22 protein-coding genes are annotated in these 26,677 nt (G+C 61.6%); 14 read left to right on the top strand and 8 right to left on the bottom strand.

Going from position 1 to position 26,677, the window contains the following annotated elements; all coding sequences use genetic code 11:
• Positions 1-67: 67 nt before the first annotated feature.
• Positions 68-802, bottom strand: coding sequence for a phosphoadenylyl-sulfate reductase (locus tag ACIPOO_RS27215; protein ID WP_400611151.1), 735 nt, complete (start codon positions 800-802; stop codon positions 68-70).
• A gap of 169 nt (positions 803-971) precedes the next feature.
• Between ACIPOO_RS27215 and thrH the strand changes: the two genes are divergently transcribed.
• The gene (thrH, locus tag ACIPOO_RS27210; protein WP_400611149.1) at positions 972-1,589 is read left to right on the top strand and encodes a bifunctional phosphoserine phosphatase/homoserine phosphotransferase ThrH; all 618 of its coding nucleotides are present in this window, start codon (positions 972-974) and stop codon (positions 1,587-1,589) included.
• A 97-nt stretch (positions 1,590-1,686) separates the two neighbouring features.
• Here the strand turns inward: thrH and pabB are convergent, their stop codons facing one another.
• The 4 genes from pabB to ACIPOO_RS27190 all read right to left on the bottom strand — a co-directional run bounded on the left by pabB (position 1,687) and on the right by ACIPOO_RS27190 (position 6,307).
• Positions 1,687-3,033, bottom strand: a complete 1,347-nt coding sequence (gene pabB / locus ACIPOO_RS27205; protein ID WP_400611147.1) for an aminodeoxychorismate synthase component I — start codon at positions 3,031-3,033, stop codon at positions 1,687-1,689.
• A gap of 205 nt (positions 3,034-3,238) precedes the next feature.
• Positions 3,239-4,207, bottom strand: a complete 969-nt coding sequence (locus ACIPOO_RS27200) for an alpha-L-glutamate ligase-like protein (RefSeq protein WP_274136737.1) — start codon at positions 4,205-4,207, stop codon at positions 3,239-3,241.
• A complete protein-coding gene (locus tag ACIPOO_RS27195) occupies positions 4,207-5,757 on the bottom strand; it encodes an inactive transglutaminase family protein (protein WP_274136732.1) in 1,551 nt (516 codons plus the stop codon). The genes ACIPOO_RS27200 and ACIPOO_RS27195 overlap by 1 nt, the downstream gene beginning before the upstream one ends.
• 4 nt (positions 5,758-5,761) lie before the next feature.
• On the bottom strand, positions 5,762-6,307 hold the full coding sequence (locus ACIPOO_RS27190) for an ATP-dependent zinc protease (protein WP_400611144.1): 546 nt from the start codon (positions 6,305-6,307) through the stop codon (positions 5,762-5,764).
• Between the two features lie 266 nt (positions 6,308-6,573).
• On the opposite strand from ACIPOO_RS27190, the gene ACIPOO_RS27185 reads away from it, so the two are divergent.
• From ACIPOO_RS27185 to prpF, 5 genes are all read left to right on the top strand, one after another.
• Positions 6,574-7,296: a GntR family transcriptional regulator gene (locus tag ACIPOO_RS27185; protein ID WP_274136730.1), complete on the top strand. Its 723-nt coding sequence runs from the start codon at positions 6,574-6,576 to the stop codon at positions 7,294-7,296.
• Positions 7,293-8,183, top strand: a complete 891-nt coding sequence (gene prpB, locus ACIPOO_RS27180) for a methylisocitrate lyase (protein ID WP_274136729.1) — start codon at positions 7,293-7,295, stop codon at positions 8,181-8,183. Before ACIPOO_RS27185 ends, prpB begins: the two co-directional genes overlap by 4 nt.
• 167 nt (positions 8,184-8,350) lie before the next feature.
• A complete protein-coding gene (gene prpC / locus ACIPOO_RS27175; RefSeq protein WP_400611142.1) occupies positions 8,351-9,478 on the top strand; it encodes a 2-methylcitrate synthase in 1,128 nt (375 codons plus the stop codon).
• A 163-nt stretch (positions 9,479-9,641) separates the two neighbouring features.
• The gene (gene acnD / locus ACIPOO_RS27170; protein WP_400611140.1) at positions 9,642-12,233 is read left to right on the top strand and encodes a Fe/S-dependent 2-methylisocitrate dehydratase AcnD; all 2,592 of its coding nucleotides are present in this window, start codon (positions 9,642-9,644) and stop codon (positions 12,231-12,233) included.
• Positions 12,234-12,360: 127 nt separating this feature from the next.
• Entirely contained in the window at positions 12,361-13,551 is a 1,191-nt protein-coding gene (gene prpF, locus ACIPOO_RS27165; protein WP_400611138.1) for a 2-methylaconitate cis-trans isomerase PrpF, read from the top strand.
• Positions 13,552-13,751: 200 nt separating this feature from the next.
• On the opposite strand, the gene ACIPOO_RS27160 is transcribed toward prpF, so the two are convergent.
• Entirely contained in the window at positions 13,752-14,570 is an 819-nt protein-coding gene (locus ACIPOO_RS27160) for a pyruvate, water dikinase regulatory protein (RefSeq protein ID WP_274133407.1), read from the bottom strand.
• A gap of 198 nt (positions 14,571-14,768) precedes the next feature.
• Here ACIPOO_RS27160 and ppsA point away from each other — a divergent pair, with 198 nt between their 5' ends.
• From ppsA to ACIPOO_RS27120, 8 genes are all read left to right on the top strand, one after another.
• Positions 14,769-17,144, top strand: a complete 2,376-nt coding sequence (gene ppsA, locus ACIPOO_RS27155; protein ID WP_274133406.1) for a phosphoenolpyruvate synthase — start codon at positions 14,769-14,771, stop codon at positions 17,142-17,144.
• A 115-nt stretch (positions 17,145-17,259) separates the two neighbouring features.
• Positions 17,260-18,252 carry an alpha/beta fold hydrolase gene (locus ACIPOO_RS27150; RefSeq protein WP_400611136.1) on the top strand — a complete coding sequence of 331 codons (993 nt, stop codon included), beginning with the start codon at positions 17,260-17,262 and terminating at the stop codon, positions 18,250-18,252.
• Positions 18,253-18,474: 222 nt separating this feature from the next.
• A complete protein-coding gene (gene rraA, locus ACIPOO_RS27145) occupies positions 18,475-18,963 on the top strand; it encodes a ribonuclease E activity regulator RraA (protein WP_274133404.1) in 489 nt (162 codons plus the stop codon).
• Positions 18,964-19,000: 37 nt separating this feature from the next.
• Positions 19,001-19,996 carry a zinc transporter ZntB gene (locus ACIPOO_RS27140; RefSeq protein ID WP_400611133.1) on the top strand — a complete coding sequence of 332 codons (996 nt, stop codon included), beginning with the start codon at positions 19,001-19,003 and terminating at the stop codon, positions 19,994-19,996.
• 77 nt (positions 19,997-20,073) lie between these two features.
• A complete protein-coding gene (locus ACIPOO_RS27135) occupies positions 20,074-20,325 on the top strand; it encodes a CrfX protein (protein WP_274133402.1) in 252 nt (83 codons plus the stop codon).
• Positions 20,326-20,327: 2 nt separating this feature from the next.
• Positions 20,328-21,152 (top strand): mechanosensitive ion channel family protein, encoded by an 825-nt coding sequence (locus ACIPOO_RS27130; protein ID WP_274133401.1) that lies wholly within the window; start codon positions 20,328-20,330, stop codon positions 21,150-21,152.
• An 87-nt stretch (positions 21,153-21,239) separates the two neighbouring features.
• Complete coding sequence (gene sigX, locus ACIPOO_RS27125; protein ID WP_274133399.1) at positions 21,240-21,830, top strand: RNA polymerase sigma factor SigX; 591 nt, start codon at positions 21,240-21,242, stop codon at positions 21,828-21,830.
• Between the two features lie 107 nt (positions 21,831-21,937).
• Complete coding sequence (locus ACIPOO_RS27120) at positions 21,938-22,972, top strand: OmpA family protein (protein ID WP_274133398.1); 1,035 nt, start codon at positions 21,938-21,940, stop codon at positions 22,970-22,972.
• A 201-nt stretch (positions 22,973-23,173) separates the two neighbouring features.
• On the opposite strand, the gene ACIPOO_RS27115 is transcribed toward ACIPOO_RS27120, so the two are convergent.
• Together ACIPOO_RS27115 and ACIPOO_RS27110 are read right to left on the bottom strand one after the other, a co-directional pair.
• Positions 23,174-24,868, bottom strand: a complete 1,695-nt coding sequence (locus tag ACIPOO_RS27115; RefSeq protein ID WP_400611130.1) for a protein kinase — start codon at positions 24,866-24,868, stop codon at positions 23,174-23,176.
• An 18-nt stretch (positions 24,869-24,886) separates the two neighbouring features.
• On the bottom strand, positions 24,887-26,098 hold the full coding sequence (locus ACIPOO_RS27110) for a nitrate/nitrite transporter (protein WP_400611128.1): 1,212 nt from the start codon (positions 26,096-26,098) through the stop codon (positions 24,887-24,889).
• Between the last annotated feature and the right edge of the window lie 579 nt (positions 26,099-26,677).

Here is a 26,677-nt window from a genome sequence, read left to right as displayed (position 1 = left end):
AGTCTGATGGCTCTGTGTTGCCTGATACTACGCTGTCGCGGGCAAGCGCGCTCCTACAGGGGTTGCATCAGGCTTTCGAGATCAGGTTGCCGGCATGCAGGCCGCATTCCTTCTGCGTGGCTTCTTCCCACCACCAGCGGCCTTCGCGTTCGTGCTGGTTTGGCAGCACCGGGCGTGTGCAGGGTTCGCAGCCGATGCTGATGAAGCCGCGCTCGTGCAGGCTGTTGTACGGCAGCTCCAGCATGCGGATGTAGTTCCACACCTCGGCGCTGCTCATCTGCGCCAGCGGGTTGAACTTGTACAGCGTGCGCTCGGGCGTGGAGAACGCGCCGTCGATCTCGGCCACCGCCACGTTGTTGCGGGTGCCCGGGCTCTGGTCGCGGCGCTGGCCGGTGGCCCAGGCTTTCACGTCCTTGAGCTTGCGTCGCAGCGGCTCGATCTTGCGCACGCCGCAGCATTCGCCGTGGCCGTCCTTGTAGAAGCTGAACAGGCCCTTTTCCTTGACGAAAGGCTCAAGCTTCTCGCGGTCCGGCGACACGATGTCGATGTCGATCTTGTACTGCTCGCGCACCTGATCGATGAAGCGATAGGTTTCCGGGTGCAGGCGGCCGGTGTCCAGGCTGAACACCTTGACGTTCTTGTTGATCTTCCACGCCATGTCGACCAGCACCACGTCTTCGGCGCCACTGAAGGAAATCCACAATTCGTCGCCAAACTGCTCGAAGGCGAACTTGAGGATGTCCTGGGCGGACTTGTTGGCGTAGGCCGAGGCGATTTCCTCGACATTGAAAGGATGACTCATCAGGCGGCTTCCTAATCAAGAGTGGCGCTTAGGCGCTCGTAATGGCGCAGATGGTAACAAAAACCTTCAGCCGATTGCCGCAAAACCTGCGTTTGCGCAGGGCGGTGCAGGCTGGTTAGAGTGCAGCTTGCCGACCCATCGCCTCCATGAGGCGCACAAGGAGTGAACTGTGGAAATTGCCTGTCTTGACCTCGAAGGGGTGCTGGTTCCGGAAATCTGGATCGCGTTTGCCGAGAAAACCGGCATCAAGTCGTTGCGTGCTACCACCCGCGACATCCCTGATTACGATGTGTTGATGAAGCAGCGGCTGCGTATTCTCGACGAGCACGGGCTCAAGCTCGCCGACATACAGGAAGTGATCGCGACTCTCAAGCCCCTCGATGGCGCCGTGGAGTTCGTCAATTGGTTGCGTGAACGCTTTCAGGTGGTGATCCTCTCCGACACCTTCTACGAGTTTTCGCAGCCCTTTATGCGCCAGTTGGGCTTCCCGACCCTGCTGTGTCATCGGCTGGTGACGGATGAGGCCGGCAGGGTGACCGATTACCAGCTGCGTCAGAAGGACCCCAAGCGCCAGTCGGTGCTGGCCTTCAAGAGCCTCTATTACCGCGTGATCGCCGCCGGGGATTCCTACAACGACACCAGCATGCTGGGCGAAGCCGCTGCAGGGATTCTGTTCCATGCGCCGGACAACGTGATTCGCGAATTCCCGCAGTTTCCGGCCGTGCACACGTTCGATGAGCTCAAGCGCGAGTTTATCAAGGCGTCGAACCGGGTGTTGAAGTTGTAACTGGACGCTGTCCGTAGCAGCACGGCTTGCCGGCGGGGCGGTGTGTCAGGCGAAATTGTTGTCACAGCCACACCGCCCCCGCCGGCAAGCCGTGCTGCTACAACCCCTCAAGCGTCTGCATCAGCACCCGCACTTTGGTGAAGGTTTCCTGGTACTCGGCTTCCCACTGGGAATCGGCGACGATCCCGCCGCCGCCCCAGCAGGAAATCTGCCCGTCCTGGGCCAGAAGGCTGCGGATGGCGATGGAGCTGTCCATCTCGCCGCGCACGTCCAGGTACAGCAGCGAGCCGCAGTACAGCGAGCGACGGCTGGGTTCGAGTTCGTCGATGATCTGCATCGAGCGGATCTTCGGCGCGCCGGTGATCGAGCCCCCGGGGAAGGAGCCGCCCAGCAGGTCCAGCGCGTCCTTGTCGGCGGCCAGCTCGCCGGTCACCACGCTGACCAGATGGTGCACGTTGGGGTAGCTTTCCAGGCCAAACAGTTGCGGCACCCTGACCGATCCTGTGCGGCAGGTGCGGCCCAGATCGTTGCGCAACAGGTCAACGATCATCAGGTTTTCCGCACGGTCTTTCGGGCTCGCCAGCAGTTCCTCGGCATAGGCGGCATCCTCGGCTGGCGTTTTCCCGCGCGGGCGGGTGCCCTTGATTGGCCGGGTCTCTACCTGGCGCTGGCTGACTTTGACGAAACGCTCCGGCGACAGGCTCAGGATGGCATCGCCGTCAGCCAGGCTCAGGTAACCGGCGAACGGCGTCGGGCAGGCGACGCGCAGGGCCTGATACGCCGCCCACGGATCGCCACGGTATTGGGCGCGAAAACGCTGGGCGAAGTTGACCTGATAGCAGTCGCCGGCCTGGATGTAGGCGTGAATGCGTTCGATGGCCTGTTGATACTGCCGGGCATCGATGTCGGTTGCGAAGGGGGCGCTCAGGTGGAAGCTGGCATCGTCTGCCGTGGGCAGTGGCTGCGCGAACAGTTCGATCAGGCGCTTGCGTTCGTCGTCGGCCAGCGCCGGATGGAACACCAACTGGCTGCTGCGCATCTGGTGATCGCTGACCATTGCCCAGCAGTAAAGGCCCAGGCGTGCCGTTGGCAGGTGCAGGTCATCCGCTGCCTGTGCAGGAAGGGGTTCGAGCAAGCGTCCGAAATCGTAGGCCAGATAACCGATCAGGCCGCCGGCAAAGGGCAGGGGGCTGTGTTCGGGCAGTTGCGCATCGCCCAGTCGGGCGAGGCTGTCGCGCAGGCGTTGGAGGAATGCAGTGCCGGTTTCGTCGGTCGCAGGCGCCAGGGTTTCCAGCGGCCAGGCACTGAGGATGTCGAACCGGCCCCGATCCGCCTCGGGGCGGCCGCTGTCCAGTAGTACGGCGCCGGGGGCGTGGCGAACGAGGGAGAAATACCCGGTCGGGTCAGCGTGGTAGGCGAGCGGGTAAACGGAACAGATTGGCATGGCAGGAAAAGACAGTCGTGGCGCGCGGACGGCGATTGTAGTCCTCCGGGGGGCTGGCTCCTAGAGGGGTGTCGGAATTCGGCATATCCACGCCGACCCGTAGCAGCACGGCTTGCCGGCGGGGGCGTCGTGTCAGACGGCACACCTGTGACTGATTCACCGCTCCCGCCGGCAAGCCGCGCTGCTACGGGGAATGTGGAGAGTGTTAAACGTGGCCGAACAGCTCTTGCACGAACCTGACCCTCTCTTGTGGGCTGTCGTGGCGTCCCTCGGCGGCCAGTTCCTCCAGGCGTTGCTCCACCGCCGTGGTGCGGTGAGTCAGGCCGCAGTCGTTGGCGATCTGGATGTTCAGGCCGGGGCGGGCGTTGAGTTCGAGGATCAGCGGGCCGCGCTCCTGATCCAGCACCATGTCCACGCCGATGTAGCCCAGGCCGCACAGCTCGTAGCATTCGGCGGCCAGCTTCATGAAACCGTCCCAGTTGGGCAGTTGCACGCCGTCCACGGCATTGGTGGTGTCGGGGTGTTTGCTGATGATGTTGTTCAGCCAAGTACCACGCAGGGTCAGGCCCGTGGCCAGGTCGACGCCCACGCCGATGGCGCCCTGGTGCAGGTTCGCCTTGCCGCCGGACTGGCGGGTCGGCAGGCGCAGCATGGCCATGACCGGATAACCCATCAACACGATGATGCGGATGTCGGGCACGCCTTCGTAGCTGATGCTCTTGAAGATCTGGTCCGGCGTGACGCGGTATTCGATCAGGGCACGATCCCGGTGGCCGCCCAGGGAATACAGGCCGGTGAGGATGCTGGAGATCTGATGCTCGATCTCCTCATGGCTGATGATGCGTCCGGACACCGTGCGGTAGCGGCCTTCGAAGCGGTCGGCGACCACCAGGATGCCGTCGCCGCCCGCGCCCTGGGCCGGCTTGATGACGAAGTCGTTGCGCCCGCCGATGATCTCGTCGAGCTTTTCGATTTCTTTTTCGGTGGAAATGATCCCGTACATTTCCGGCACGTGAATGCCGGCGGCGATGGCCCGTTCCTTGGTGATGATCTTGTCATCGACGATGGGGTACAGGCTGCGCTTGTTGTACTTGAGCACGTAGTCGGCGTTACGCCGGTTGATGCCCATGATGCCCTTGGCTTCCAGCGCCTTCCAGGTCTTCCACCAACCGATCATTTGACGTTTTCCCGTTCGGCGTCTTCCTTGATGAAGGCCTTGAAACGGATCAGCTCGGTCAGGCGGTAGCCGCGATAACGTCCCATCGCCAGCATGAAGCCCACCAGGATCAGCAGGATCGCCGGGAAAGTGAACACGAAATAGATGAACTCCGGCACGCTCATGATGATGTGCGCCAAGGAGGCGGCGAACAGGGTGCCGACCGCGACTTTCATGGCATGGCTGCCGCCGCGCTCTTCCCAGGTGATCGACAGACGTTCGATGGTCATGGTCAGGATCACCATCGGGAACAGCGCCACCGACAGCCCGCGCTCCAGCCCCAGTTTGTGGCTGAACAGGCTGATGGCGGCGATCAGCACCACCACGAAGGTCAGCACCACCGAAAGGCGCGGCAACATTTGCAGCTTGAGGTGCTCAAGGTAGGAACGCAGCGACAGCCCCAGTGCCGTGATGATGGTGAACAGCACGATGCCGAAGCCCAGTTGCGTCTCGCGGAAGGCCAGGGCGATCAGCACCGGGGTGAAGGTGCCCAGGGTCTGCAGGCCGATCAGGTTGCGCAGGATCAGGATCACCAGCACGCCGATGGGGATCATCACCATGATCATGAAGGTCTGCTGGGTCTGCAGCGGCAGGCCGTAGAGCGAGTATTCGAGGAAGTCGGCGTCGGTGCTTTCGTCGGTCAGCTTGGCCAGGCGGATGGCGTTCATCTCGCTGTTGTTCAGGGTGAAGCTGACCATGGCCTTCTTGCCGCCCTCGACGGTGATCAGGTTGTCGTCACCGATCCACCACAGCAGCCGGTCCTGGGGCAGGCCCGCCTCGCCGGTTTCCGGGTTGAAATACAGCCAGTCCTTGCCGTTGAAGCTGCGCAGCCAGAGTTCCGGGGTCTGCGGCTGGTCGGCCACCAGGCGAATGGTGTGCACTTTCTCCACCGGCACGTGAGCGATGGACAGCAGGATTTCCGTGACCCGCGCCTTGTTCTGCACCGACGGATCGCCGGCCAGCAGCAGCTTGACGTTGTCATCGGACAGGTTGTTGACCCGCTTGATGGCTTCGCTGACGAACGTCTCGACGTCCGCCGAGTGCTGGCGGATCGGCGCGAGCAGGGCGTCGGCGGCGATTTTCTCCGGGCCTTCGACGGCGATGCTGTCACGGAAGATCGGGCCTTTGACCTTGGCTTTTTCGCCGCTGTAGCGCTTGGTCAGCACCAGACGGTAGTAGAGGGTCTGGTTGCCGGTGGCGCGGCGGGCGGACCAGGTGACCTTGCGGTTGCCGTCGGCGCGGTTGACGTTGACCCCGTAATTGTTGGAGATGAAGCTTTCATTGAGGCTGATGTAGTCGCGCGAGAGCGGCGGTACGTACATCTGCACCTTGACCGAATCCTTGGGGTTGGCGACGAACTCGACCTTGGCGTCGATGTTCCACAGGTCGTCCGTTTCGTCTTCGGTCACCGGGATGCCGAGCGCCAATATCTGATAGGCCGTGATCGCGATGCCCAGGGTGACCAGGGTCGCGATCAGGATCTTCAGATGGAGGGTTAGAGAGCGCATGTAGTTACTCTGCGGTTTGAGCATCGGTGATGCAGGCCGGTTTGCCTGCAGCATATTTAAGGCTTGGATCGACCAGCGCATCGAAGCGCTTGAGCGCTTCGGAGCCAATCAAAAGCGGGTATTGGAATGCACTTCGGTCGGTCAAGTTCACTTCTATGGTGCGAGAAGTTGCACCCATGCACACATCCAGGCTGATGACGGGCCGCGAGGTGTACTTCTTTTCATCGTCCGGATCCAGATCGCCGGCCCTGCGCTTGATCTTGCTGACCCGCGCCAGCGGCCGCTCGATGGGGTGTTCGTGGGCGTCGTCGATGGCCAGGTAGAAGCGCACCCAGGATTCGCCATCGCGCTTGAAACGCTTGATGTCGCGGGCGCTGAGCGAGGCGGTCTTGGCGCCGGTGTCCAGTTTGGCCGCCACTTGCAGGTCGATCCCGGCGAGCTCTGCGTATTCGTTCAGCCCGTAGACGGTCTTGCCGGCGGCCAGGCACAGGTCGCTGAACAGAAAGCCTGACAGAAGGCACAGCAGAAAGAGTAGAGGATTGCGGCTCATAGGTCCTGGCGCGGTGTAAGGAATGCAAAGGGGTTGAAAAGGCGTGGGCCGCGACCAGCCTGGAACGTCTGTAACGGCGGGTAAATGCGGTCGGCATTCTAGCATGAAGGTTTTATGGCGCCAGCAAAGGGCTTTGCCGGACGGGTGGATGCCGAGGTTTTCAGAAGGGGAGGTTATTAGACGATTGTCGACAGTCTCTAAAATGTCTTTGACGCAAACAGGGTAAATGACTAGATTTGGCCTCATTGCTTTCAAAGGTGTCGACAATGTTGGATTCGACGGATTCTGCCACCCTTGCTCAGGTCGATTCGGAAACCCTGTCCGAGAACGTCTTTCGGCGTATTCAGGCGGCCATCGTCCGGGGTGATATTGCCCCCGGCAGCAAGATTTCCGAGCCGGAACTGGCGCGCACCTATGGCATCAGCCGGGGTCCGCTGCGCGAAGCCATCCACCGCCTGGAGGGCCAGCGCCTGCTGGTTCGTGTGCCTCACGTCGGTGCGCGGGTGGTTTCGCTCAGCCATGCGGAGCTGGTCGAACTCTACGAAATCCGTGAATCCCTCGAGGGCATGGCCTGCCGTCTGGCCGCCGAGCGCATGACGGTCGAGGAAATCCAGGAACTGCGTAACGTGCTGGAAACCCACGAGCGCGATTCGGCCTTTCAGGCCGGCGTCGGTTATTACCAGCAGGAAGGCGACTTCGACTTCCATTACCGAATCATCCAGGGCGCGCGCAACAGCACCCTGACCCAGATGCTCTGCGGCGAGCTGTATCAACTGGTGCGCATGTACCGCATCCAGTTTTCCACCACGCCCAACCGGCCACGCCAGGCCTTCAGCGAACACCACAGGATTCTCGACGCCATCGCCGAGCGCGATGGCGAGCTGGCTGAACTGTTGATGCGCCGGCACATCGGCGCCTCCAAACGCAATATCGAACAGCGCTATCAAGCGCAGGATCATCAAGCTGCTACTGCCCGAGGTGAACAATGACTTCAAGAACGACTCCCGGCCAACGCTTCCGTGACGCCGTCGCGAGCGAGCATCCGTTGCAAGTGGTCGGGGCCATCAATGCCAACCACGCGCTGCTGGCCCAACGTGCGGGCTTCAAGGCCATTTACCTGTCTGGTGGCGGGGTGGCGGCGGGCTCCCTGGGCGTTCCGGACCTGGGCATTACCGGCCTTGATGACGTGCTGACCGACGTGCGCCGCATCACTGACGTGTGTGACCTGCCACTGCTGGTGGATGTGGACACCGGGTTCGGCGCCTCGGCGTTCAACGTCGCGCGCACCGTGAAGTCGATGATCAAGTTCGGCGCGGCGGCCATGCACATCGAGGATCAGGTGGGCGCCAAGCGCTGCGGCCATCGCCCGGGCAAGGAAATCGTTTCGCAGCAGGAGATGGTCGATCGCATCAAGGCAGCGGTGGATGCGCGCACCGATGACAGCTTCGTGATCATGGCGCGTACCGATGCGCTGGCGGTGGAAGGGCTGGAGTCGGCACTGGACCGCGCGGCGGCGTGCATTGAGGCGGGCGCCGACATGGTGTTCCCGGAAGCCATTACCGAACTTGAGATGTACAAGCTGTTCGCCTCAAGGGTCAAGGCGCCGATCCTGGCCAACATCACTGAATTCGGCTCCACGCCTTTGTTCACCACTGACGAGCTCGCTTCGGCCGATGTGTCGCTGGTGCTGTACCCGCTGTCGGCGTTCCGCGCGATGAACAAGGCGGCGGAGAATGTCTACACCGCGATCCGTCGAGACGGTACGCAGAAGAACGTGGTCGACACCATGCAGACCCGCATGGAGTTGTATGAACGCATCGATTACCACGCTTTCGAACAGAAACTGGACGCGCTGTTTGCGCAGAAGAAGGGCTGAGCGCATTCGACTGGCTTTGTAGGAGCGCGCTTGCCCGCGACTGCGGTGTGTCAGACAGGCCTTTTTCACAGGCAGATCGCGTCGCGGGCAAGCGCGCTCCTACAGTGATCGACTGATGCAACACCGAATTGCCGATTCCCTTAAAACGACAAGATTTGGAGAGAGCAATGGCTGAAGGAAAAGTATTGAGTGGCGCGGGCCTGCGTGGGCAGGTCGCCGGACAGACCGCGCTGTCGACCGTGGGCCAGGCCGGTGCCGGCTTGACCTACCGTGGCTATGACGTGCGTGAGCTGGCTGCCGATGCGCGTTTCGAAGAAGTGGCCTACCTGCTGTTGTACGGCGAACTGCCGACCCAGGCTCAACTGGACACTTACCTGAAAAAGCTCCAGGGCCTGCGTGATCTGCCGCAAGCCCTGAAAGAAGTGCTGGAGCGCATTCCTGCCGACGCCCACCCGATGGACGTTATGCGCACGGGCTGTTCGATGCTCGGCAACCTGGAGCCCGAAGCCAGCTTCGAGCAACAGCGCGATTCCACCGACCGCCTGCTGGCCGCATTCCCGGCGATCATGTGCTACTGGTATCGCTTCAGCCACGAGGGCAAGCGCATTGATTGCGTGACCGACGAAACCTCGATTGGCGGGCACTTCCTCAAGCTGCTGCTGGACAAGACCCCGAGCGAACTGCACCGCAAGGTGATGGACGTGTCGCTGATTCTCTATGCAGAGCACGAATTCAACGCCTCGACCTTCACCGCCCGGGTCTGCGCCTCGACGCTGTCGGACCTGTTCTCGTGCATCACCGCTGCCATCGGCACCCTGCGTGGTCCGTTGCACGGCGGCGCCAACGAAGCGGCCATGGAAATGATCCAGAAATTCTCCTCGGCCGACGATGCGGTCAAGGGCACCCTGGAGATGCTGGCGCGCAAGGACAAGATCATGGGCTTCGGCCACGCGATCTACAAAGACAACGACCCGCGCAACGAGGTCATCAAGGGCTGGTCGAAAAAACTCGCGGACGAAGTAGGCGACAAGGTGCTGTTCCCGGTCTCCGAGGCCATCGACAAGACCATGTGGGAGCAGAAGAAGCTGTTCCCCAACGCCGACTTCTACCATGCCTCGGCGTACCACTTCATGGGCATCCCGACCAAGCTGTTCACGCCGATCTTCGTCTGCTCGCGCCTGACCGGCTGGGCGTCCCACGTGTTCGAACAGCGCGCCAACAACCGCATCATCCGCCCGAGCGCCGAGTACATCGGCGTCGAACAGCGCAAGTTCGTGCCAATCGAACAACGCTGAGTGGTGGGGCTGGCGACTCCCGTAGGAGCGCGCTTGCCCGCGACCGCGGTGTGTCAGACACATTGTTGTCACAGGCACGTCCCAGTCGCGGGCAAGCGCGCTCCTACACAGAAACCGGAATCAGCCGCTGCCCTTTGAAACACACCGTGACCGAGTCCTGACAATGAACACTGAATATCGCAAGCAGCTGCCCGGCACCTCGCTCGACTTTTTCGACGCCCGTGAGGCTGTCGATTCGATCAAGCCGGGCGCCTACGCCACCCTGCCGTACACCTCCCGGGTGCTGGCAGAAAACCTGGTGCGTCGCTGCGACCCGGCAACGCTCAAGGCTTCACTCACGCAATTGATCGAGCGCAAGCGCGACCTCGACTTTCCCTGGTTCCCGGCGCGCGTGGTGTGTCACGACATTCTCGGCCAGACCGCACTGGTCGACCTGGCGGGCCTGCGTGATGCGATTGCCGACATGGGCGGCGACCCGGCGCAGGTCAATCCAGTGGTGCCGGTGCAACTGATCGTCGACCACTCCCTGGCCGTCGAGTGCGGCGGTTTCGACCCTGACGCGTTCGCCAAGAACCGCGCCATCGAAGATCGCCGCAACGAAGACCGCTTCCACTTCATCAACTGGACCAAGCAGGCGTTCAAGAACGTCGAAGTGATCCCGCCGGGCAACGGCATCATGCACCAGATCAACCTGGAGCGGATGTCGCCGGTGATCCAGACCCTCAATGGCGTGGCCTTCCCGGACACCCTGGTCGGCACCGACAGCCACACCCCTCACGTCGATGCGCTGGGCGTGATCGCCATTGGTGTCGGCGGCCTGGAAGCCGAAAACGTGATGCTGGGCCGCGCCTCGTGGATGCGCCTGCCGGACATTATCGGCGTCGAGCTGACGGGCCGCCCGCAACCGGGCATCACCGCGACCGACGTGGTGCTGGCGCTGACCGAATACCTGCGCAAACAGAAGGTTGTAGGCGCGTACCTTGAATTCTATGGTGAAGGCGCCCGTGCGCTGACCTTGGGCGACCGCGCGACCATCTCCAACATGGCCCCGGAATACGGCGCCACCGCTGCGATGTTCGCCATCGACCAGCAGACCATCGACTACCTGACCCTGACCGGGCGCGACGACCAGCAGGTCAAGCTGGTGGAAACCTTCGCCAGACACACCGGCCTGTGGGGCGACAGCCTGACCACAGCCGAATACGAGCGGGTGCTGAGCTTTGACCTGTCCAGCGTCGTGCGCAACATGGCCGGGCCTTCGAACCCCCATGCGCGAGTGGCCACGGCGGACCTGGCGAGCAAAGGCATCGCCGGTGCCTGGCAGGAGACCCCCGGCGAGATGCCGGATGGGGCGGTGATCATTGCAGCCATCACCAGTTGCACCAACACCAGCAACCCGCGCAACGTCATCGCGGCCGGGCTGCTGGCGCGCAATGCCAACAAGCTGGGACTGACCCGCAAGCCGTGGGTCAAGTCCTCGCTGGCGCCGGGCTCGAAAACCGTGGCGCTGTACCTGGACGAAGCGGGGCTGACTTCCGAGCTTGAGCAATTGGGCTTTGGCGTCGTGGCGTTTGCCTGCACCACCTGCAACGGCATGTCCGGTGCGCTGGACCCGGTGATCCAGCAGGAAATCATCGACCGCGATCTTTACGCCACGGCCGTGCTGTCGGGCAACCGCAACTTCGACGGACGCATCCATCCCTACGCCAAGCAGGCGTTTCTCGCCTCGCCGCCGCTGGTGGTGGCCTACGCCATCGCAGGAACCATTCGCTTCGATATCGAGAAAGATGTGCTGGGTATCAGCGCCAATGGCGAAGAGATCCGCCTCAAAGACATCTGGCCCAGCGACGAGGAGATCGACGCGGTGGTCAAGGCGTCGGTCAAGCCCGAGCAATTCCGTCAGGTCTACATTCCGATGTTCGCTATCCATGAGGACACCGGTCCCAAGGTCGAGCCGCTGTACGAATGGCGTCCGATGAGCACCTATATCCGTCGCCCACCGTACTGGGAAGGTGCCCTGGCCGGCGAACGTACCCTCAAGGGCATGCGCCCGCTGGCGGTCCTGCCGGACAACATCACCACCGACCACCTGTCGCCGTCCAACGCGATCATGCTCGACAGCGCGGCGGGCGAGTACCTGGCGAAGATGGGCCTGCCCGAAGAGGACTTCAACTCTTACGCCACCCACCGCGGCGATCACCTGACCGCCCAGCGCGCGACCTTTGCCAACCCGAAACTGTTCAACGAGATGGTGCAGGAGAACGGCAAGGTGAAACAGGGTTCGCTGGCGCGGATCGAGCCGGAAGGCAAGGTCACCCGCATGTGGGAAGCCATCGAGACCTACATGGAGCGCAAGCAGCCGCTGATTATCGTGGCTGGCGCCGACTACGGGCAGGGCTCGTCCCGGGACTGGGCGGCCAAGGGTGTGCGTCTGGCAGGCGTCGAGGCGATCGTTGCCGAAGGTTTCGAGCGCATTCACCGCACCAACCTGGTGGGCATGGGCGTGTTGCCGCTGGAGTTCAAGTCGGGCACTGACCGCACCACGCTGGGCATCGATGGCACTGAAACCTTCGACGTGATCGGCGAGCGCACGCCCCGTGCAACGCTGACCCTGGTGATCCATCGCGGCAACGGCGAGCGCCTGGAAGTGCCGGTCACCTGCCGCCTGGATACGGGTGAAGAGGTCTCGATCTACGAAGCGGGCGGCGTGTTGCAACGCTTCGCCCAGGATTTCCTGGAATCTTCGGTGGCGTGACATTCAGTTGCGCGGGTGAATTCCCGTAGCAGCACGGCTTGCCGGCGGGGGCGATTTTGCGGACGCCCCCGCCGGCAAGCCGTGCTGCTACGGGATGTGTTAGACGTTACATAAAGGATGCGATCCAATGGCCCACACCGCACAAATCAAGATCCCCGCGACCTACATGCGCGGCGGCACCAGCAAGGGTGTGTTCTTCCGCCTGCAGGACCTGCCCGAAGCGGCGCAGGTGCCGGGCGCCGCCCGTGATGCCCTGTTGCTGCGCGTCATCGGCAGTCCCGACCCCTATGCCAAGCAGATCGACGGCATGGGCGGCGCGACGTCGAGCACCAGCAAGACGGTGATCCTGTCCAAAAGCACCCGGCCCGACCACGACGTGGATTACCTGTTCGGTCAGGTTTCCATAGACACGCCGTTCGTGGACTGGAGCGGCAACTGCGGCAACCTGTCCGCGGCGGTCGGGCCGTTCGCCATCAGCAACGGCCTGGTTGACGCCAGCCTGATCCCTCGAGACCGCACGGCGGTGGTGCGCATCTGGCAAGCCAACATCGGCAAGACCATCATCGCTCACGTGCCGATGACTGACGGGCAGGTGCAGGAAACCGGTGATTTCGAACTCGATGGCGTGACCTTTCCGGCCGCTGAGGTACAACTGGAGTTCATGGACCCGGCAGCCGAAGAGGAGGGCGCAGGCGGCTCGATGTTCCCCACGGGCAATCTGGTGGATGAGCTGGAGGTGCCGGGTGTCGGCACGTTCAAGGCGACCATGATCAATGCCGGCATCCCGACCATCTTCGTCAATGCCCAGGACATCGGCTACACCGGCACTGAATTGCAGGACGCGATCAACAGTGATCCGAAGGCCTTGAGCATGTTCGAAACCATTCGTGCCCATGGTGCTGTGCGCATGGGTCTGATTGCCCATGTCGATGAGGCCGCCAGGCGCCAGCACACGCCCAAGGTCGCTTTTGTCGCAAAACCCGAGGCCTACGTGTCTTCGAGCGGCAAGCGCGTGTCGTCAGGCGACACCGATCTTCTGGTGCGTGCCATGTCCATGGGCAAGCTGCACCACGCCATGATGGGCACGGCAGCGGTGGCCATCGGCACGGCGGCGGCGATTCCGGGGACGTTGGTCAACCTGGCGGCCGGTGGCGGCGAACGCAGCGCGGTGCGTTTCGGCCACCCATCGGGAACCCTGCGCGTGGGCGCCGAGGCGGTGCTGGTCGAGGGGGAATGGCAGGTGAAGAAAGCCATCATGAGCCGCAGCGCGCGGGTGTTGATGGAAGGGTGGGTCAGGGTGTCAGGCGAGAGTTTCTGATCCACCTACCGACCTCTTGCCTCATGACGAATGACCTGTAGGAGTGAGCTTGCTCGCGATCCGGTAGTTTCAGTCACTATCAACGTGCCTGAGCCACCGCTATCGCGAGCAAGCTCACTCCTACAGAGTCTGCGTTCAGCCTGAGGGGATCGGGTGCGCGCCAGCTTGCGGCTTGAAGCTTAAAGCTTGCAGCTGCTGCTCTACTTGAACCGCCGCTCAACCCCTTTCTCCACCAACACTTTCGCCGAGATTTCCTCGACCGAAAAGTGCGTGGAATTAATATTCGGAATGTTCTCGCGCCGGAACAGATTCTCCACTTCCCGCACTTCGAACTCGCACTGGGCAAAGCTCGAATAACGGCTGTTGGGCTTGCGTTCATGGCGGATCGCAGTCAGTCGGTCCGGGTCGATGGTCAGGCCGAACAACTTGCTGCGGTGCTGTTTGAGTGCGGCGGGCAACTGCAGGCGTTCCATGTCTTCTTCGGTCAGCGGATAGTTGGCCGCCCGAATCCCGAATTGCATTGCCATGTACAGACAGGTAGGTGTCTTCCCGCAGCGCGAAACGCCCACCAGGATGATATCGGCCTTGTCGTAATAATGGGTCCGAGCGCCGTCGTCGTTGTCCAGCGCGAAGTTCACCGCCTCGATCCGCTCCATGTAATTGGAGTTATGGCCGATGGAATGCGATTTGCCCACCGAGTAGGAGGAGTGTGAACTAAGCTCCTGTTCCAGCGGGGCCAGGAAGGTCGAAAAGATGTCGATCATGAAGCCGTCAGACGTGGCCAGGATCTCGCGGATGTCCTGGTTGACGATGGTGTCGAAGATGATCGGACGCGCCTCGTCCTTCTCCGCGGCCTTGTTGATTTGCGCAACCATGGCCCGGGCTTTCTCGACGCTGTCGATATAGGGCCTGGTGAACTTGTTGAACGTTATGGTTTCAAATTGCGCTAGCAGACTCTGGCCTAGTGTCTCGGCAGTAATGCCGGTGCCGTCGGAGATAAAGAAAGCGGATCGTTTCATTTGCGCCTTGGGCCTTAAGCTGGTGACGATTCTTGGATATGATAGGCCGGCTTGCGCGCCATGACCTGGCCGCATTCTACCCGTTTTTTCAAGATGCAGATTTTCCAAACCCAGGCTTCAAGTGCGCTGAATCGGTTTTTCTGTGATTTACGCACCAACGCTTTTCCCAACAACAAATTGGTTAGTGGAGAGATCACCTTGGTAGAGTACGTAGTTTCCCTCGATAAGCTCGGCAAACATGATGTTGAGCACGTGGGGGGCAAGAACGCATCCCTCGGAGAGATGATCAGCAACCTGGCGGGCGCAGGCGTGTCCGTCCCTGGTGGCTTCGCCACTACAGCTCAGGCCTACCGTGATTTTCTTGAGCAAAGCGGCCTCAATGATCAGATTCACAAAGCACTCGATGCCCTGAACGTCGACGACGTCAACGCCCTGGCCAAGACCGGCGCGCAGATTCGTCAGTGGATCATGGAGGCTGAATTCCCCGAGCAGCTCAACGCCGAAATCCGCGCAGCCTTCGCGACCCTGTCGGCTGGCAATCCGGACGTCGCCGTGGCCGTGCGTTCTTCCGCCACCGCAGAAGACCTGCCTGACGCTTCTTTTGCCGGTCAGCAGGAAACCTTCCTCAACATCCGTGGCGTCGACAACGTGATCCGCGCAGCGAAGGAAGTCTTCGCCTCGCTGTTCAACGACCGCGCCATTTCCTACCGCGTGCACCAGGGTTTCGACCACAAGCTGGTGGCGTTGTCCGCTGGCGTGCAGCGCATGGTGCGTTCCGAGACCGGAACCGCTGGCGTGATGTTCACCCTGGACACCGAATCGGGCTTTCGTGACGTCGTCTTCATCACCGGCGCCTACGGCCTGGGCGAAACCGTCGTACAAGGCGCGGTCAACCCGGACGAGTTCTACGTTCACAAGGGCACCCTTGAAGCCGGTCGTCCTGCGATCCTGCGCCGCAACCTGGGCAGCAAGGCCATCAAGATGATCTACGGCGACGAGGCCAAGGCCGGTCGTTCGGTGAAAACCGTCGACGTCGATGCCGCGGAGCGCGCGCGTTTCTGCCTGTCCGATGAAGAAGTCAGCAACCTGGCCCGCCAGGCGATGATCATCGAGAAGCACTACGGCTGCCCGATGGACATCGAGTGGGCCAAGGACGGTGACGACGGCAAGCTCTACATCGTTCAGGCGCGTCCTGAAACCGTGAAGAGCCGCAGCTCCGCCAACGTCATGGAGCGCTACCTGCTCAAAGAGAAGGGCACCGTTCTGGCCGAAGGCCGTGCCATTGGCCAGCGCATCGGCGCGGGCAAGGTGCGGATCATCAAGGACGTGTCCGAGATGGACAAGGTCCAGCCAGGCGACGTGCTGGTCTCCGACATGACCGACCCTGACTGGGAACCGGTGATGAAACGCGCCAGCGCCATCGTCACCAACCGTGGCGGCCGTACCTGCCACGCGGCGATCATCGCCCGCGAGCTGGGTATCCCGGCAGTGGTCGGTTGCGGCAACGCCACCGAGCTGCTGAAGGATGGCCAGGGCGTGACCGTTTCCTGTGCCGAAGGCGACACCGGCTACATCTTCGAAGGCGAGCTGGGGTTCGACATCAAGCAGAACTCCGTCGATGCCATGCCGGAACTGCCGTTCAAGATCATGATGAACGTCGGCAACCCCGACCGCGCATTCGATTTCGCCCAGTTGCCCAACGCCGGTATCGGCCTGGCGCGTCTGGAATTCATCATCAACCGCATGATCGGCGTGCACCCCAAAGCGCTGCTGAACTACCCGAACCTGCCGCTGGACATCAAGGAAAGCGTCGACAAGCGTATCGCCGGTTACAACGACCCGGTCGGTTTCTACGTCGAGAAGCTGGTCGAGGGTATCAGCACCCTGGCAGCGGCTTTCTACCCGAAAAAGGTCATCGTGCGCCTGTCGGACTTCAAGTCCAACGAGTACGCCAACCTGATCGGCGGCAAGCTGTACGAGCCGGAAGAAGAGAACCCGATGCTGGGCTTCCGTGGTGCTTCGCGTTACATCAGCGAAAACTTCCGCGACTGCTTCGAGCTGGAATGCCGTGCCCTCAAGCGCGTGCGCAACGAGATGGGCCTGACCAACGTCGAGATCATGGTGCCGTTCGTGCGCACCCTGGGCGAAGCGAGCCAGGTGGTCGACTTGCTCGCCGAAAACGGCCTGGCCCGTGGCGACAACGGCCTGCGCGTCATCATGATGTGCGAGCTGCCGTCCAACGCCTTGCTGGCCGATGAGTTCCTCGAGTTCTTCGACGGTTTCTCCATCGGTTCCAACGACCTGACCCAGCTGACCCTGGGCCTGGACCGTGACTCGGGCATCATCGCGCACCTGTTCGACGAGCGTAACCCTGCGGTCAAGAAGCTGTTGTCCAATGCCATCCAGGCCTGTAACAAGGCTGGCAAGTACATCGGCATCTGCGGCCAGGGCCCGTCCGACCATCCGGATCTGGCGCGCTGGCTGATGGAGCAGGGCATCGAGAGCGTTTCCCTGAACCCGGACTCGGTACTGGAAACCTGGTTCTTCCTCTCTGAAGAAGAAGCGCCAAAATGATGTAAGATGCGGGCCCGTTTCGGCGGGCCGGTTCTCTTGGGAAGGGCGGCCTTGATGAGTCCGCCCTTTTTTCATGGGCCGTTTTCGCGCCAATTCAGAATCAAGCACGAGTTCTATGCAAAGCAGCAGCAATCTCTTTCCTGTGGCCTTGATCAGCGCCGAGCGGCGTGGCGACCTGATCGAGGACGTGTACCGCCTCAAACCCGGCAACAGCATGGACTTCACCGTCGAGCTGGCCGTGACTCGCCTGGGCCTGGTTGCCAACCCCGACGTGCGCGGCGTGCCGGTGATCCTGCTGCATGGCAGCTTTTCCAACCGGCGTTTCTGGTACTCGCCCAAGGGCATCGGCCTGGGTGCCTACCTGGCCCGGGCCGGTTTCGACGTGTGGATTGCAGAAATGCGCGGTCACGGTTTGTCGGCGCGCAATGAAGCCTACCGACACAATCGCGTGGCTGACTACGCAAGGTATGACCTGCCGGCCATTGGTGCATTCGTCCGTGAGCAGAGCGGGCAGGCGCCGCACTGGATCGGCCATTCGCTGGGCGGCACCACTCTTGCCGCAGCATTGGGCGGGCATTACTTCGACGCAGGCCTGGTGGCCTCGGCAGCGTTGTTCGGCAGCCAGGTCAGCCGCAACTACTGGCCGCTGAAAGTGCCGCCCGTGCAGTGGAGTACGCGCTTGCTGCTCAAGCGTTTCGATCATGTGTCCGGTGCGCGTTTCAAGCGCGGCCCCGAAGACGAGCCCATGGGGATCGTGCTCGAAGCCATGGGCTGGCAGAGCCTGTTCGGCCGTTTCGGTGACAAGAAGGACGACTGGTGGTCAGGCCTGCGCCATGTGGACGTGCCGTTGCTGTGTGTCGCCGGGGCAGGCGATCATCAGGATCCAGAGTGGGCCTGTCGTCAACTCTTCGAGCAGTTCGGCGGCGAGCGCAAGGAGTTCTGGTGCCTTGGACGTGAGCAGGGTTTTGCCGAAGACTTCGGCCACGTGCAGATGCTGGTCAGCAAAGGCGCACAGGCGCAGGTCTGGCCGCAGGTCGCGGACTGGTTGAACCGGCAGGTCGGCGTCACTGAGCCTGAATCAACGCTGAACACGGTGGCAACTCCCTGATATAGAGCCCTCGCGGCCATTCCTATGCCCATCACTTGACGCTAAGCTAACCGCCAGTTGATGAGCAGTACCCGGATTTCAAGGCAGGGCAATACTCGTCGGTCAGGTTTTTGTTCTATATAAGGAAGCATTGTGGTGGTGGGCGCGGTCAGACGTGCGTGCCACATTAACCTGCATGATGCAGGTCTTCCTTGAACACCCAGCCTTTGACAGGAGTTCAGCATGCATTACATCACTCCGGATTTGTGTGACGCCTACCCTGAACTGGTTCAGGTCGTCGAACCGATGTTCAGCAATTTTGGTGGTCGTGATTCGTTTGGCGGGGAAATCGTCACGCTCAAGTGTTTCGAGGATAACTCGAAGGTGCGCGAGCAGGCCGACCAGAACGGCAAGGGCAAGGTGCTTGTCGTGGATGGTGGCGGTTCGCTGCGTTGCGCGTTGCTCGGGGACATGCTGGCCGAGAAAGCGGCCAAGAATGGCTGGGAAGGCATGGTCATCTATGGCTGCGTGCGTGACGTTGACGTCCTGGCGCAAACCGACCTGGGTGTGCAGGCACTGGCCAGCCACCCGCTCAAGACCGAGAAACGCGGCCTTGGCGATCTGAACGTGGTCGTGGCCTTCGGTGGCGTGACCTTTCGCCCGGGCGAGTATGTGTATGCCGACAACAACGGCATCATCGTATCCAGAAGCCCTCTGAAAATGCCGGACTGACCGGCCTTTTCGTCATCGAGGAAAGCAAGGACAACTGATGTTCGACGAAACAAACGCGCAGTGGGGGCTGGTACACGCCCTGGTACTGGACGGGAAGGGCGGGGCGCGTTCAATCGCTCGGACCGAGCTCGACAGCCTGCAACTGGCGCCCACGGAAAGCGTGTGGCTCCACTGGGATCGCAGCCATCCGCAGACCCAGACCTGGCTGCGCACGGCCAGCGGCCTGAGTGAATTCGTCTGCGACCTCATGCTTGAGGAAAACACCCGGCCACGGCTGCTGCCGCTGCCGGACGATGAAATGCTGTTGTTCCTGCGCGGCGTCAACCTCAATCCGGGCGCTGAACCGGAAGACATGGTCTCGGTGCGCATCTTTGCCGCGGCCCAGCGGGTGATTTCCCTGCGTCTGCGCTCGCTGCGGGCGACCGACGAACTGATCGACCTGTTGAACGCGGGCAAGGGGCCGAAAAGCGCTTCCGAGCTGCTGGTCTACCTGGCGCAACTGCTCACCGACAAGGTGCAGGCAGTGGTCAGCGAGCTGACCGAACTGGTCGATGACATGGAAGATCGCATAGATGCCGACGAACGGTATATGCCCGAGCACGGCAACATGGTGCACATCCGTCGAAGGGCGGCAGGCATGCGTCGATTCCTGGCGCCGCAGCGGGAAATCTACGCGCAATTGACCCGCAGCCGCTTGCCCTGGTTCGTCGAAGACGACTCGGACTATTGGAACGAATTAAACAACAGCCTGACCCGCTACCTCGAAGAGCTGGAACTGACCCGCGAGCGCGTCGGGCTGGTGCTCGAGGCCGAAGACAGACGCCTCAACGAGCGCATGAACCGGACCATGTACCGGTTCGGCATCATCACCGGGATCTTCCTGCCGATGAGCTTCATTACCGGTCTGCTGGGCATCAACGTTGGCGGTATGCCGGGTGCCGACAGCCCCTGGGGTTTCATGATCGCGTGCCTGGTGATGATCGTCCTGGGGGTGGGTCAGATCTGGTGGTTCAAGCGTCTGCGCTGGATGTGACGGATGAAAATTGGCGTGCGGATGTGTGACTTGTGCAAAATTGCCTGCGTCTGTCTGTGACATTACGTGAGGTGCCTATGCACGACCCGTTTGAAGAATCACTGCGCGACATGCTCAATTCATCGTCCGCCAGCCGGGATGATGACGCAGTCCTGGGGCGCGTCCTCAAGACCGCCAATCGCCAGGTCGGGGCAGGGGATCTGTTCGGTCTGCTCGGGCGCTGCACCCAGGCATTGATGATTGCCGTGAACAACGGCTCTGCTCACGTTTCACCTGTTTCGCGTCGCAAGGCGACGGTTGCCGGCACTACAGAAAACAAGGCTGATTGAATATGGAATTGGATCTCTGGACACAGAGCCTGGTCACCGCAATGACTGCGTTGTGGACCAAAGTCGCGAACTTCATCCCGAACCTGTTCGGCGCTCTGGTGGTTGTTCTGTTGGGTTTCGTGGTGGCCAAGCTGCTCGATACCCTGCTGTCCAAGCTGTTGGCCAAGCTGGGTCTGGATCGCCTGATGGGCGGTACGGGCCTGACCAAACTGATCAGTCGCGCAGGGATCCAGGTCCCGATTTCGACGCTGATCGGAAAGATCGTGTATTGGTTTGTGCTCTTGATTTTCCTGGTGTCGGCGGCAGAATCCCTCGGCCTTGAGCGGGTCTCGGCGACACTGGACATGCTGGCGCTGTACTTGCCGAAGGTGTTCGGCGCAGCCCTGGTGCTGCTGGTGGGCGTCTTGCTGGCACAACTGGTCAACGGCGTTGTGCGTGGCGCGGCCGAAGGCGTCGGGCTCGATTACGCCGCAGGCCTGGGGCGCATCGCTCAATGGCTGGTGATCATCATCAGCATTTCGGTGGCGATCAGCCAGCTGGAGGTCAAAACCGACCTGCTGAACCATGTGATCGTGATCGGATTGATTACCGTTGGTCTGGCAGTTGCGTTGGCCATGGGGCTTGGCAGTCGCGAAATCGCGAGCCAGATCCTGGCAGGAATTTATGTGCGGGAGCTGTATCAGGTAGGGCAACAAGTGCGTATTGGAGAGGTCGAAGGGCAGATCGAAGAGATTGGCACGGTGAAGACCACGCTGCTGACTGACGAGGGGGAACTGGTGTCGTTGTCGAACCGGATCCTGCTCGAGCAGCGAGTGAGCAGCCGCTGAACCGGCAAATCTGCTAATGTATGCCGCCCCAAAATCCCGGACGCCGGGATCTGGCGGACATTTTACTGACTGTCGGCACGACCTGTTTTGAATAAGCCCCAATCGCACTCACTGCGTTACGACCCCCGCGAGCTCTCCGACGAGGAGTTGGTGGCGCGCTCGCACGCCGAGCTGTTTCACGTCACTCGGGCGTACGAGGAGCTGATGCGGCGCTACCAGCGGACACTTTTTAACGTCTGCGCGCGCTATTTAGGGAACGATCGCGATGCTGACGATGTCTGTCAGGAGGTGATGCTTAAGGTGTTGTATGGCTTGAAGAATTTCGAGGGAAAATCGAAGTTCAAGACCTGGCTCTACAGCATCACCTACAACGAATGCATCACGCAGTATCGAAAGGAGCGGCGAAAGCGTCGGTTGATGGACGCCCTTAGCCTGGATCCTCTGGAGGAGGCGTCGGAAGACAAGACGCCGAAACCCGAAGAGAAGGGTGGGCTCGATCGCTGGCTTGTGCATGTGAACCCGATCGACCGGGAGATTCTGGTGCTTCGATTTGTCGCAGAGCTGGAATTTCAGGAGATCGCAGACATAATGCACATGGGCCTGAGTGCCACGAAAATGCGCTACAAACGGGCACTTGATAAATTACGTGAGAAATTTGCGGGCGTTACCGAAACTTAACTCGGAGCAAATATCTCTAACGGGCAGGCAAGTTCTGATAGACTTGCCGATGAGTTGTCTCTCGATTAGGGGGACTGCTTCACAATCACCAGATGGGGATTTAACGGATGAAACTGAAAAACACCTTGGGCTTGGCCATTGGTACTATTGTTGCCGCAACTTCGTTCGGCGCGCTGGCACAAGGCCAAGGCGCAGTCGAAATCGAAGGCTTCGCCAAGAAAGAACAGTTCGACAGCGCTCGTAATTTCAAAAATAACGGCAACCTGTTCGGCGGTTCTGTTGGCTACTTCCTGACCGACGACGTTGAATTGCGTCTGGGCTACGACGAAGTACACAACGTTCGCAGCGACGACGGTCGTAACATCAAGGGCGCGAACACCGCTCTGGACGCTCTGTACCACTTCAACAACCCGGGCGACATGCTGCGTCCGTACGTCTCGGCTGGTTTCTCCGACCAGAGCATCGGCCAGAACGGCCGTGGCGGTCGTGACCGCTCCACCTTCGCCAACCTGGGCGGCGGTGCCAAGCTGTACTTCACCGACAACTTCTACGCCCGTGCTGGCGTTGAAGCTCAGTACAACATCGACAAGGGCGACACCGAGTGGGCTCCTAGCGTCGGTATCGGTGTGAACTTCGGTGGCGGCTCCAAGAAAGTTGAAGCGGCACCAGCTCCAGTAGCTGAAGTGTGCTCCGACAGCGACAACGACGGCGTCTGCGACAACGTCGACAAGTGCCCTGACACCCCGGCCAACGTTACCGTTGATGCCAACGGTTGCCCGGCTGTTGCTGAAGTCGTACGTGTTGAGCTGGACGTGAAATTCGACTTCGACAAGTCGGTCGTCAAGCCAAACAGCTACGGTGACATCAAGAACCTGGCTGACTTCATGAAGCAGTACCCACAAACCACCACCACTGTTGAAGGTCACACTGACTCCGTCGGTCCTGACGCTTACAACCAGAAACTGTCCGAGCGTCGCGCTAGCGCCGTCAAGCAAGTTCTGGTTAACCAGTACGGTGTTGGCGCTAACCGCGTGAACTCGGTTGGCTACGGCGAAACCCGTCCAGTGGCTGACAACGCTACTGAAGCCGGTCGCGCTGTTAACCGTCGCGTAGAAGCACAAGTCGAAGCTCAAGCTAAGTAATTAGCCCACGCTTTGCGAAAAACCCGGCTCCGGCCGGGTTTTTCTTTTTCTGGATTCGGGTTCTGAACTACCGGGACCATGTCGGATATGTAGCCGTGAGGTATCGGCGAATGTACCGATGAACTGCCTGGTTAGTGGCAATTTAATATTCCTGCGGTCGCCACCAACTTCGGTGAATATCCAGGTGTAATCGACGCCCGTTCAGCACCGGAATAACCATATCCACAGCACAAGATTCAACAGCAATGACAGCAATGCCACCGTTCTCCAGACCTTGACGGGCTCGCGCTCGAGCAAGGGCCTCGGGCGGATGTTCAGCGTGGCAACGTCACCCTTTTGCAATTGCGAAAGCCAGTGCTCGGCCGTCTCGAATCGCTTGCCGGGATCTGCCTGCAAGGCCTGATCCAGATGCCGTTCGATCCACTCGGGCACGTCCGGACGATAGCGGCTGGCAGGAATGGGCCGGGCGAATCGCCGATGCTGGAACGCCTCGATCTCACCGTAGGGATAATGCCCTGTCAGCAGGTAATACAGGGTGACACTCGCGGCATACAGGTCCAGGGACGCTGCAGGCTCTGCGCCGTCGAAGGCTTCTGGTGCGATGTAGCTCGGTGTGCCGGGAACGTCACCCAACGCCGAAGCCGACAGGCCGGGGCAGAAGGCAAGGCCGAAATCCAGCACGCGTAATTCGCCGTCTTCGTCGATCAGCAGGTTTTCCGGCTTGATGTCCCGGTGCACGATGTTGCGTCGATGCAAAAGTCCCAGCGCACTGAGCAGATCCCGTGCAAGTGTCAGCCAGGGCGTCAGTGCCATCGGGCCTTGCCGTGCGAACGTCTGCGCCAGGGTTTGCCCCGGGTACTCGCGCATGACGTAATACAGGTGCTGACGATCCGCCAGTGGATGCACCTCGGGAAAGAACCGTCCGGCGACACGCCGCAGAAACCATTCCTCCAGCAACAGCGCCTGTCCCGCGCCATTGTCGTCATGGCGGGTGTCCGGCAGTGTCTTGAGCAGCCACGGCTGTTGCTGACCGTCGTAGACCCGATACAGCTGTGACTGGCGTGAGTCGCCAAGGCGGGTCTGGACCTTCCAGCCTTCGAAGTGCTGGCCCGGCTTGAGCGGCGGGGGCACTGGCCATTGCTGCAATTGCAGCAGCGTGTCCCCCAGCGTGTCGCTGCCCAGTTGCAGGACTTCGATCAGCACTGCACTGGCGTTGTCCTGGCTGCCCGCCAAGTGCGCCGACTGCACCAGGGTGCGTACAGCGGCGTCCAGATCGCGCTGCTCATTGAGAGTCGAGCGGATGCGATCGTCGCCCAGCACGGACCAGACTCCGTCGCTGACCAGCAGCAAGCGTTCGCCCTCACGTAGTTCGGCGTCCCGGTAATCCATGACCACATACTGATCCAGCCCCAGCGCGCGTTTGAGCACGTGCTGCATGTCCGGCTGCTCCCAGACGTGATCCTCGGTGATGCGCTGCAAGGTGCCATCCAGCCAGCGATAGACGCGGCAGTCGCCCACGTGGGCTAGGGTGAAGCGGCGCCCGCGCAGGACCAGCGCGCTGAGGGTGGTCAGCAGGCCATTGGCTTGCAGCCAGCGGTTCTGCGCCAGGAGCAGGCGGTCCAGTGCCTGTGCGATGCCCCAGGTTTCGGGCGTGGAGTAGTAATCCATGGCCAGCGACTGGAGGGTCGAGCGGGACGCCAAACCCCCATCGACGCACTGACTCACACCGTCGGCCAGCGCAAAGACATAGCCTTTGCTGGCCGCAAGCGCCGGGGCAGGGGTGACCAGGCGGGTGGCGTCCTGGTTTTCCGCCCTGGGGCCACTGGCGCTGAATTCGGCGAAGCGCAGTTGCAGGCCGACCGCAGGCTCGGGTTTCAGCGTCAGTGGCTGGTTCATCGTCAAGCCTCGTTGGCGTCAGACACGTGCTGCGGTCACGGCGGCCGAACCCCAGGTGGTTCTCCAGCGGCGCTTGACGTTCATCAGGCCGAACCACGCCAGCACACCCAGCAGGGCGAACAGCCAGAGTCCCAGTTGGTAGTCGCCGGTGTTCTGTTTGATCGCGCCCAGGCCTGCGGCCAGCAGGAAGCCGCCGATGCCGCCTGCCATGCCGATCAGGCCGGTCATGACGCCGATTTCCTTGCGAAAGCGTTGGGGCACCAACTGGAACACCGCGCCGTTGCCGGCACCCAGGCCAAGCATCGCGGCAACGAACAATGCCAGGGCAGCCCAGGAGCTGGGCAGGTTGAAGCCCACGGCGGCAATGCAGATCGCGGCCACCGCGTACATGCCCGAGAGGGTGCGGATGCCGCCGAAGCGGTCGGCCAGGGCGCCGCCCAGCGGACGCATCAGGCTGCCGCCGAACACGCACGCGGCGGTGTAGTAGCCGGCGGTCACGGGGCTCAGGCCATATTGATCGTTGAAGTAGCCAGGCAGGGCGCTGGCAAGGCCGATGAAGCCGCCGAAGGTCACGCTGTAGAAAAACATGAACCACCAGCTGTCGCGGTCACCCAGCGCCTTGAAGTAGTCCGCCATGGACTTGGCCTTGGGGCGCTCCGGCGCGTTTTTCGCCATCAGCGAGAACGCGAAGAGGGTCAGTACCAGCGGCACCACGGCGAAGCCGAATACGTTGTTCCAGCCGAAGCTTGCGGCCAGTACCGGCGCGATCAGCGCGGCGAATACGGTGCCCGAGTTACCGGCCCCGGCGATCCCCATGGCCTTGCCCTGGTGCTGTGGCGGATACCATTGGGACGCCAGGGGCAGGGCGACGGCGAACGAGGCCCCTGCCATGCCCAGGCCAACGCCCAGCAGCAGCGCCTGTTCATAGCTGTGGATCCCCAGTTGCCAGGCGCAGAACAGCGAGACGATCACGATGACCTGGCCGATGATCCCGGCGGTCTTGGGTGACAACTGATCGGCCAGCATGCCCATCAGGAAGCGCAGGATGGCCCCGGCCAGAATCGGCGTGGCCACCATCAGCCCGCGCTGTTGCGTGGTCAGGTGCAGGTCGGTGGCGATCTGCACCGCCAGAGGGCCCAGCAGGTACCAGACCATGAAACTCAGGTCGAAGTAGAGGAAGGCTGCAAACAGCGTGGGTTTATGGCCGGCTTTCCAGAAGCTTGTATTCATCTAACACCTCATCTGCAGGAATGTGTTGCGCGTGCCGGGTGCGGCGCACCGTCACGGGTCAGGTCTTGCAGGTGAAGCACCAGCCCGGCGCTCCACCCGGCCCGTTTCCGGGACCAGAACGAAAAAACGTCGCAACCCTGTCCGCCCATGGCGAAGGGGTGTGCGACGTCTTTGTCGAAAGTGGGGCAACCGCCGTTGGCTACCTGTGTGGTCTACCTAGCAAAACCTGGGCCAGCGCACCCAGGTCACCCCAATCCCGTAGCAGTCCGGCTTGCCGGCGTCAGCGCCCGCGAAATCGCCCCGCCGGCAAGCCGTGCTGCTACGGCTCTCCCACCACGCTGGGCCCGAACCTGTAGGAGCGCGCTTGCCCGCGACGGCGGCGTGCCAGGCAACATCGAAGCGTCAGGCCTAACGCCTTCGCGGGCGAGCCCGCTCCCACAGGGGATCGGGTGTATTCCCGGATGTTGTACTCGCCCCAATCCCGTAGCGGTCCGGCTCTGCCACCACCGCTTGGCCCTTATCTGTAGGAGCGCGCTTGCCCGCGACGGCGGCGTACCAGGCAACATGGAAACGTCAGGC

This window comes from Pseudomonas sp. NPDC090201 (genome assembly GCF_044746825.1).
In the GTDB taxonomy this organism is placed as follows: Bacteria; Pseudomonadota; Gammaproteobacteria; order Pseudomonadales; family Pseudomonadaceae; genus Aquipseudomonas; species Aquipseudomonas putida_AD.
The sequence above is the reverse complement of the archived record's forward strand: the minus strand, read 5'-3'. Positions and strand labels throughout refer to the sequence as shown.

Coding starts and splice junctions, on each gene's coding strand:
- ACIPOO_RS27215 (WP_400611151.1), bottom strand. CDS start 802: ATGAGTCATCCTTTCAATGTCGAGGAAATCGCCTCGGCCTACGCCAAC.
- pabB (WP_400611147.1), bottom strand. CDS start 3,033: ATGCCAATCTGTTCCGTTTACCCGCTCGCCTACCACGCTGACCCGACC.
- ACIPOO_RS27195 (WP_274136732.1), bottom strand. CDS start 5,757: ATGCGCTCTCTAACCCTCCATCTGAAGATCCTGATCGCGACCCTGGTC.
- ACIPOO_RS27190 (WP_400611144.1), bottom strand. CDS start 6,307: ATGAGCCGCAATCCTCTACTCTTTCTGCTGTGCCTTCTGTCAGGCTTT.
- ACIPOO_RS27185 (WP_274136730.1), top strand. CDS start 6,574: ATGTTGGATTCGACGGATTCTGCCACCCTTGCTCAGGTCGATTCGGAA.
- prpB (WP_274136729.1), top strand. CDS start 7,293: ATGACTTCAAGAACGACTCCCGGCCAACGCTTCCGTGACGCCGTCGCG.
- prpC (WP_400611142.1), top strand. CDS start 8,351: ATGGCTGAAGGAAAAGTATTGAGTGGCGCGGGCCTGCGTGGGCAGGTC.
- acnD (WP_400611140.1), top strand. CDS start 9,642: ATGAACACTGAATATCGCAAGCAGCTGCCCGGCACCTCGCTCGACTTT.
- prpF (WP_400611138.1), top strand. CDS start 12,361: ATGGCCCACACCGCACAAATCAAGATCCCCGCGACCTACATGCGCGGC.
- ACIPOO_RS27160 (WP_274133407.1), bottom strand. CDS start 14,570: ATGAAACGATCCGCTTTCTTTATCTCCGACGGCACCGGCATTACTGCC.
- ACIPOO_RS27150 (WP_400611136.1), top strand. CDS start 17,260: ATGCAAAGCAGCAGCAATCTCTTTCCTGTGGCCTTGATCAGCGCCGAG.
- rraA (WP_274133404.1), top strand. CDS start 18,475: ATGCATTACATCACTCCGGATTTGTGTGACGCCTACCCTGAACTGGTT.
- ACIPOO_RS27140 (WP_400611133.1), top strand. CDS start 19,001: ATGTTCGACGAAACAAACGCGCAGTGGGGGCTGGTACACGCCCTGGTA.
- ACIPOO_RS27135 (WP_274133402.1), top strand. CDS start 20,074: ATGCACGACCCGTTTGAAGAATCACTGCGCGACATGCTCAATTCATCG.
- ACIPOO_RS27130 (WP_274133401.1), top strand. CDS start 20,328: ATGGAATTGGATCTCTGGACACAGAGCCTGGTCACCGCAATGACTGCG.
- ACIPOO_RS27120 (WP_274133398.1), top strand. CDS start 21,938: ATGAAACTGAAAAACACCTTGGGCTTGGCCATTGGTACTATTGTTGCC.
- ACIPOO_RS27115 (WP_400611130.1), bottom strand. CDS start 24,868: ATGAACCAGCCACTGACGCTGAAACCCGAGCCTGCGGTCGGCCTGCAA.
- ACIPOO_RS27110 (WP_400611128.1), bottom strand. CDS start 26,098: ATGAATACAAGCTTCTGGAAAGCCGGCCATAAACCCACGCTGTTTGCA.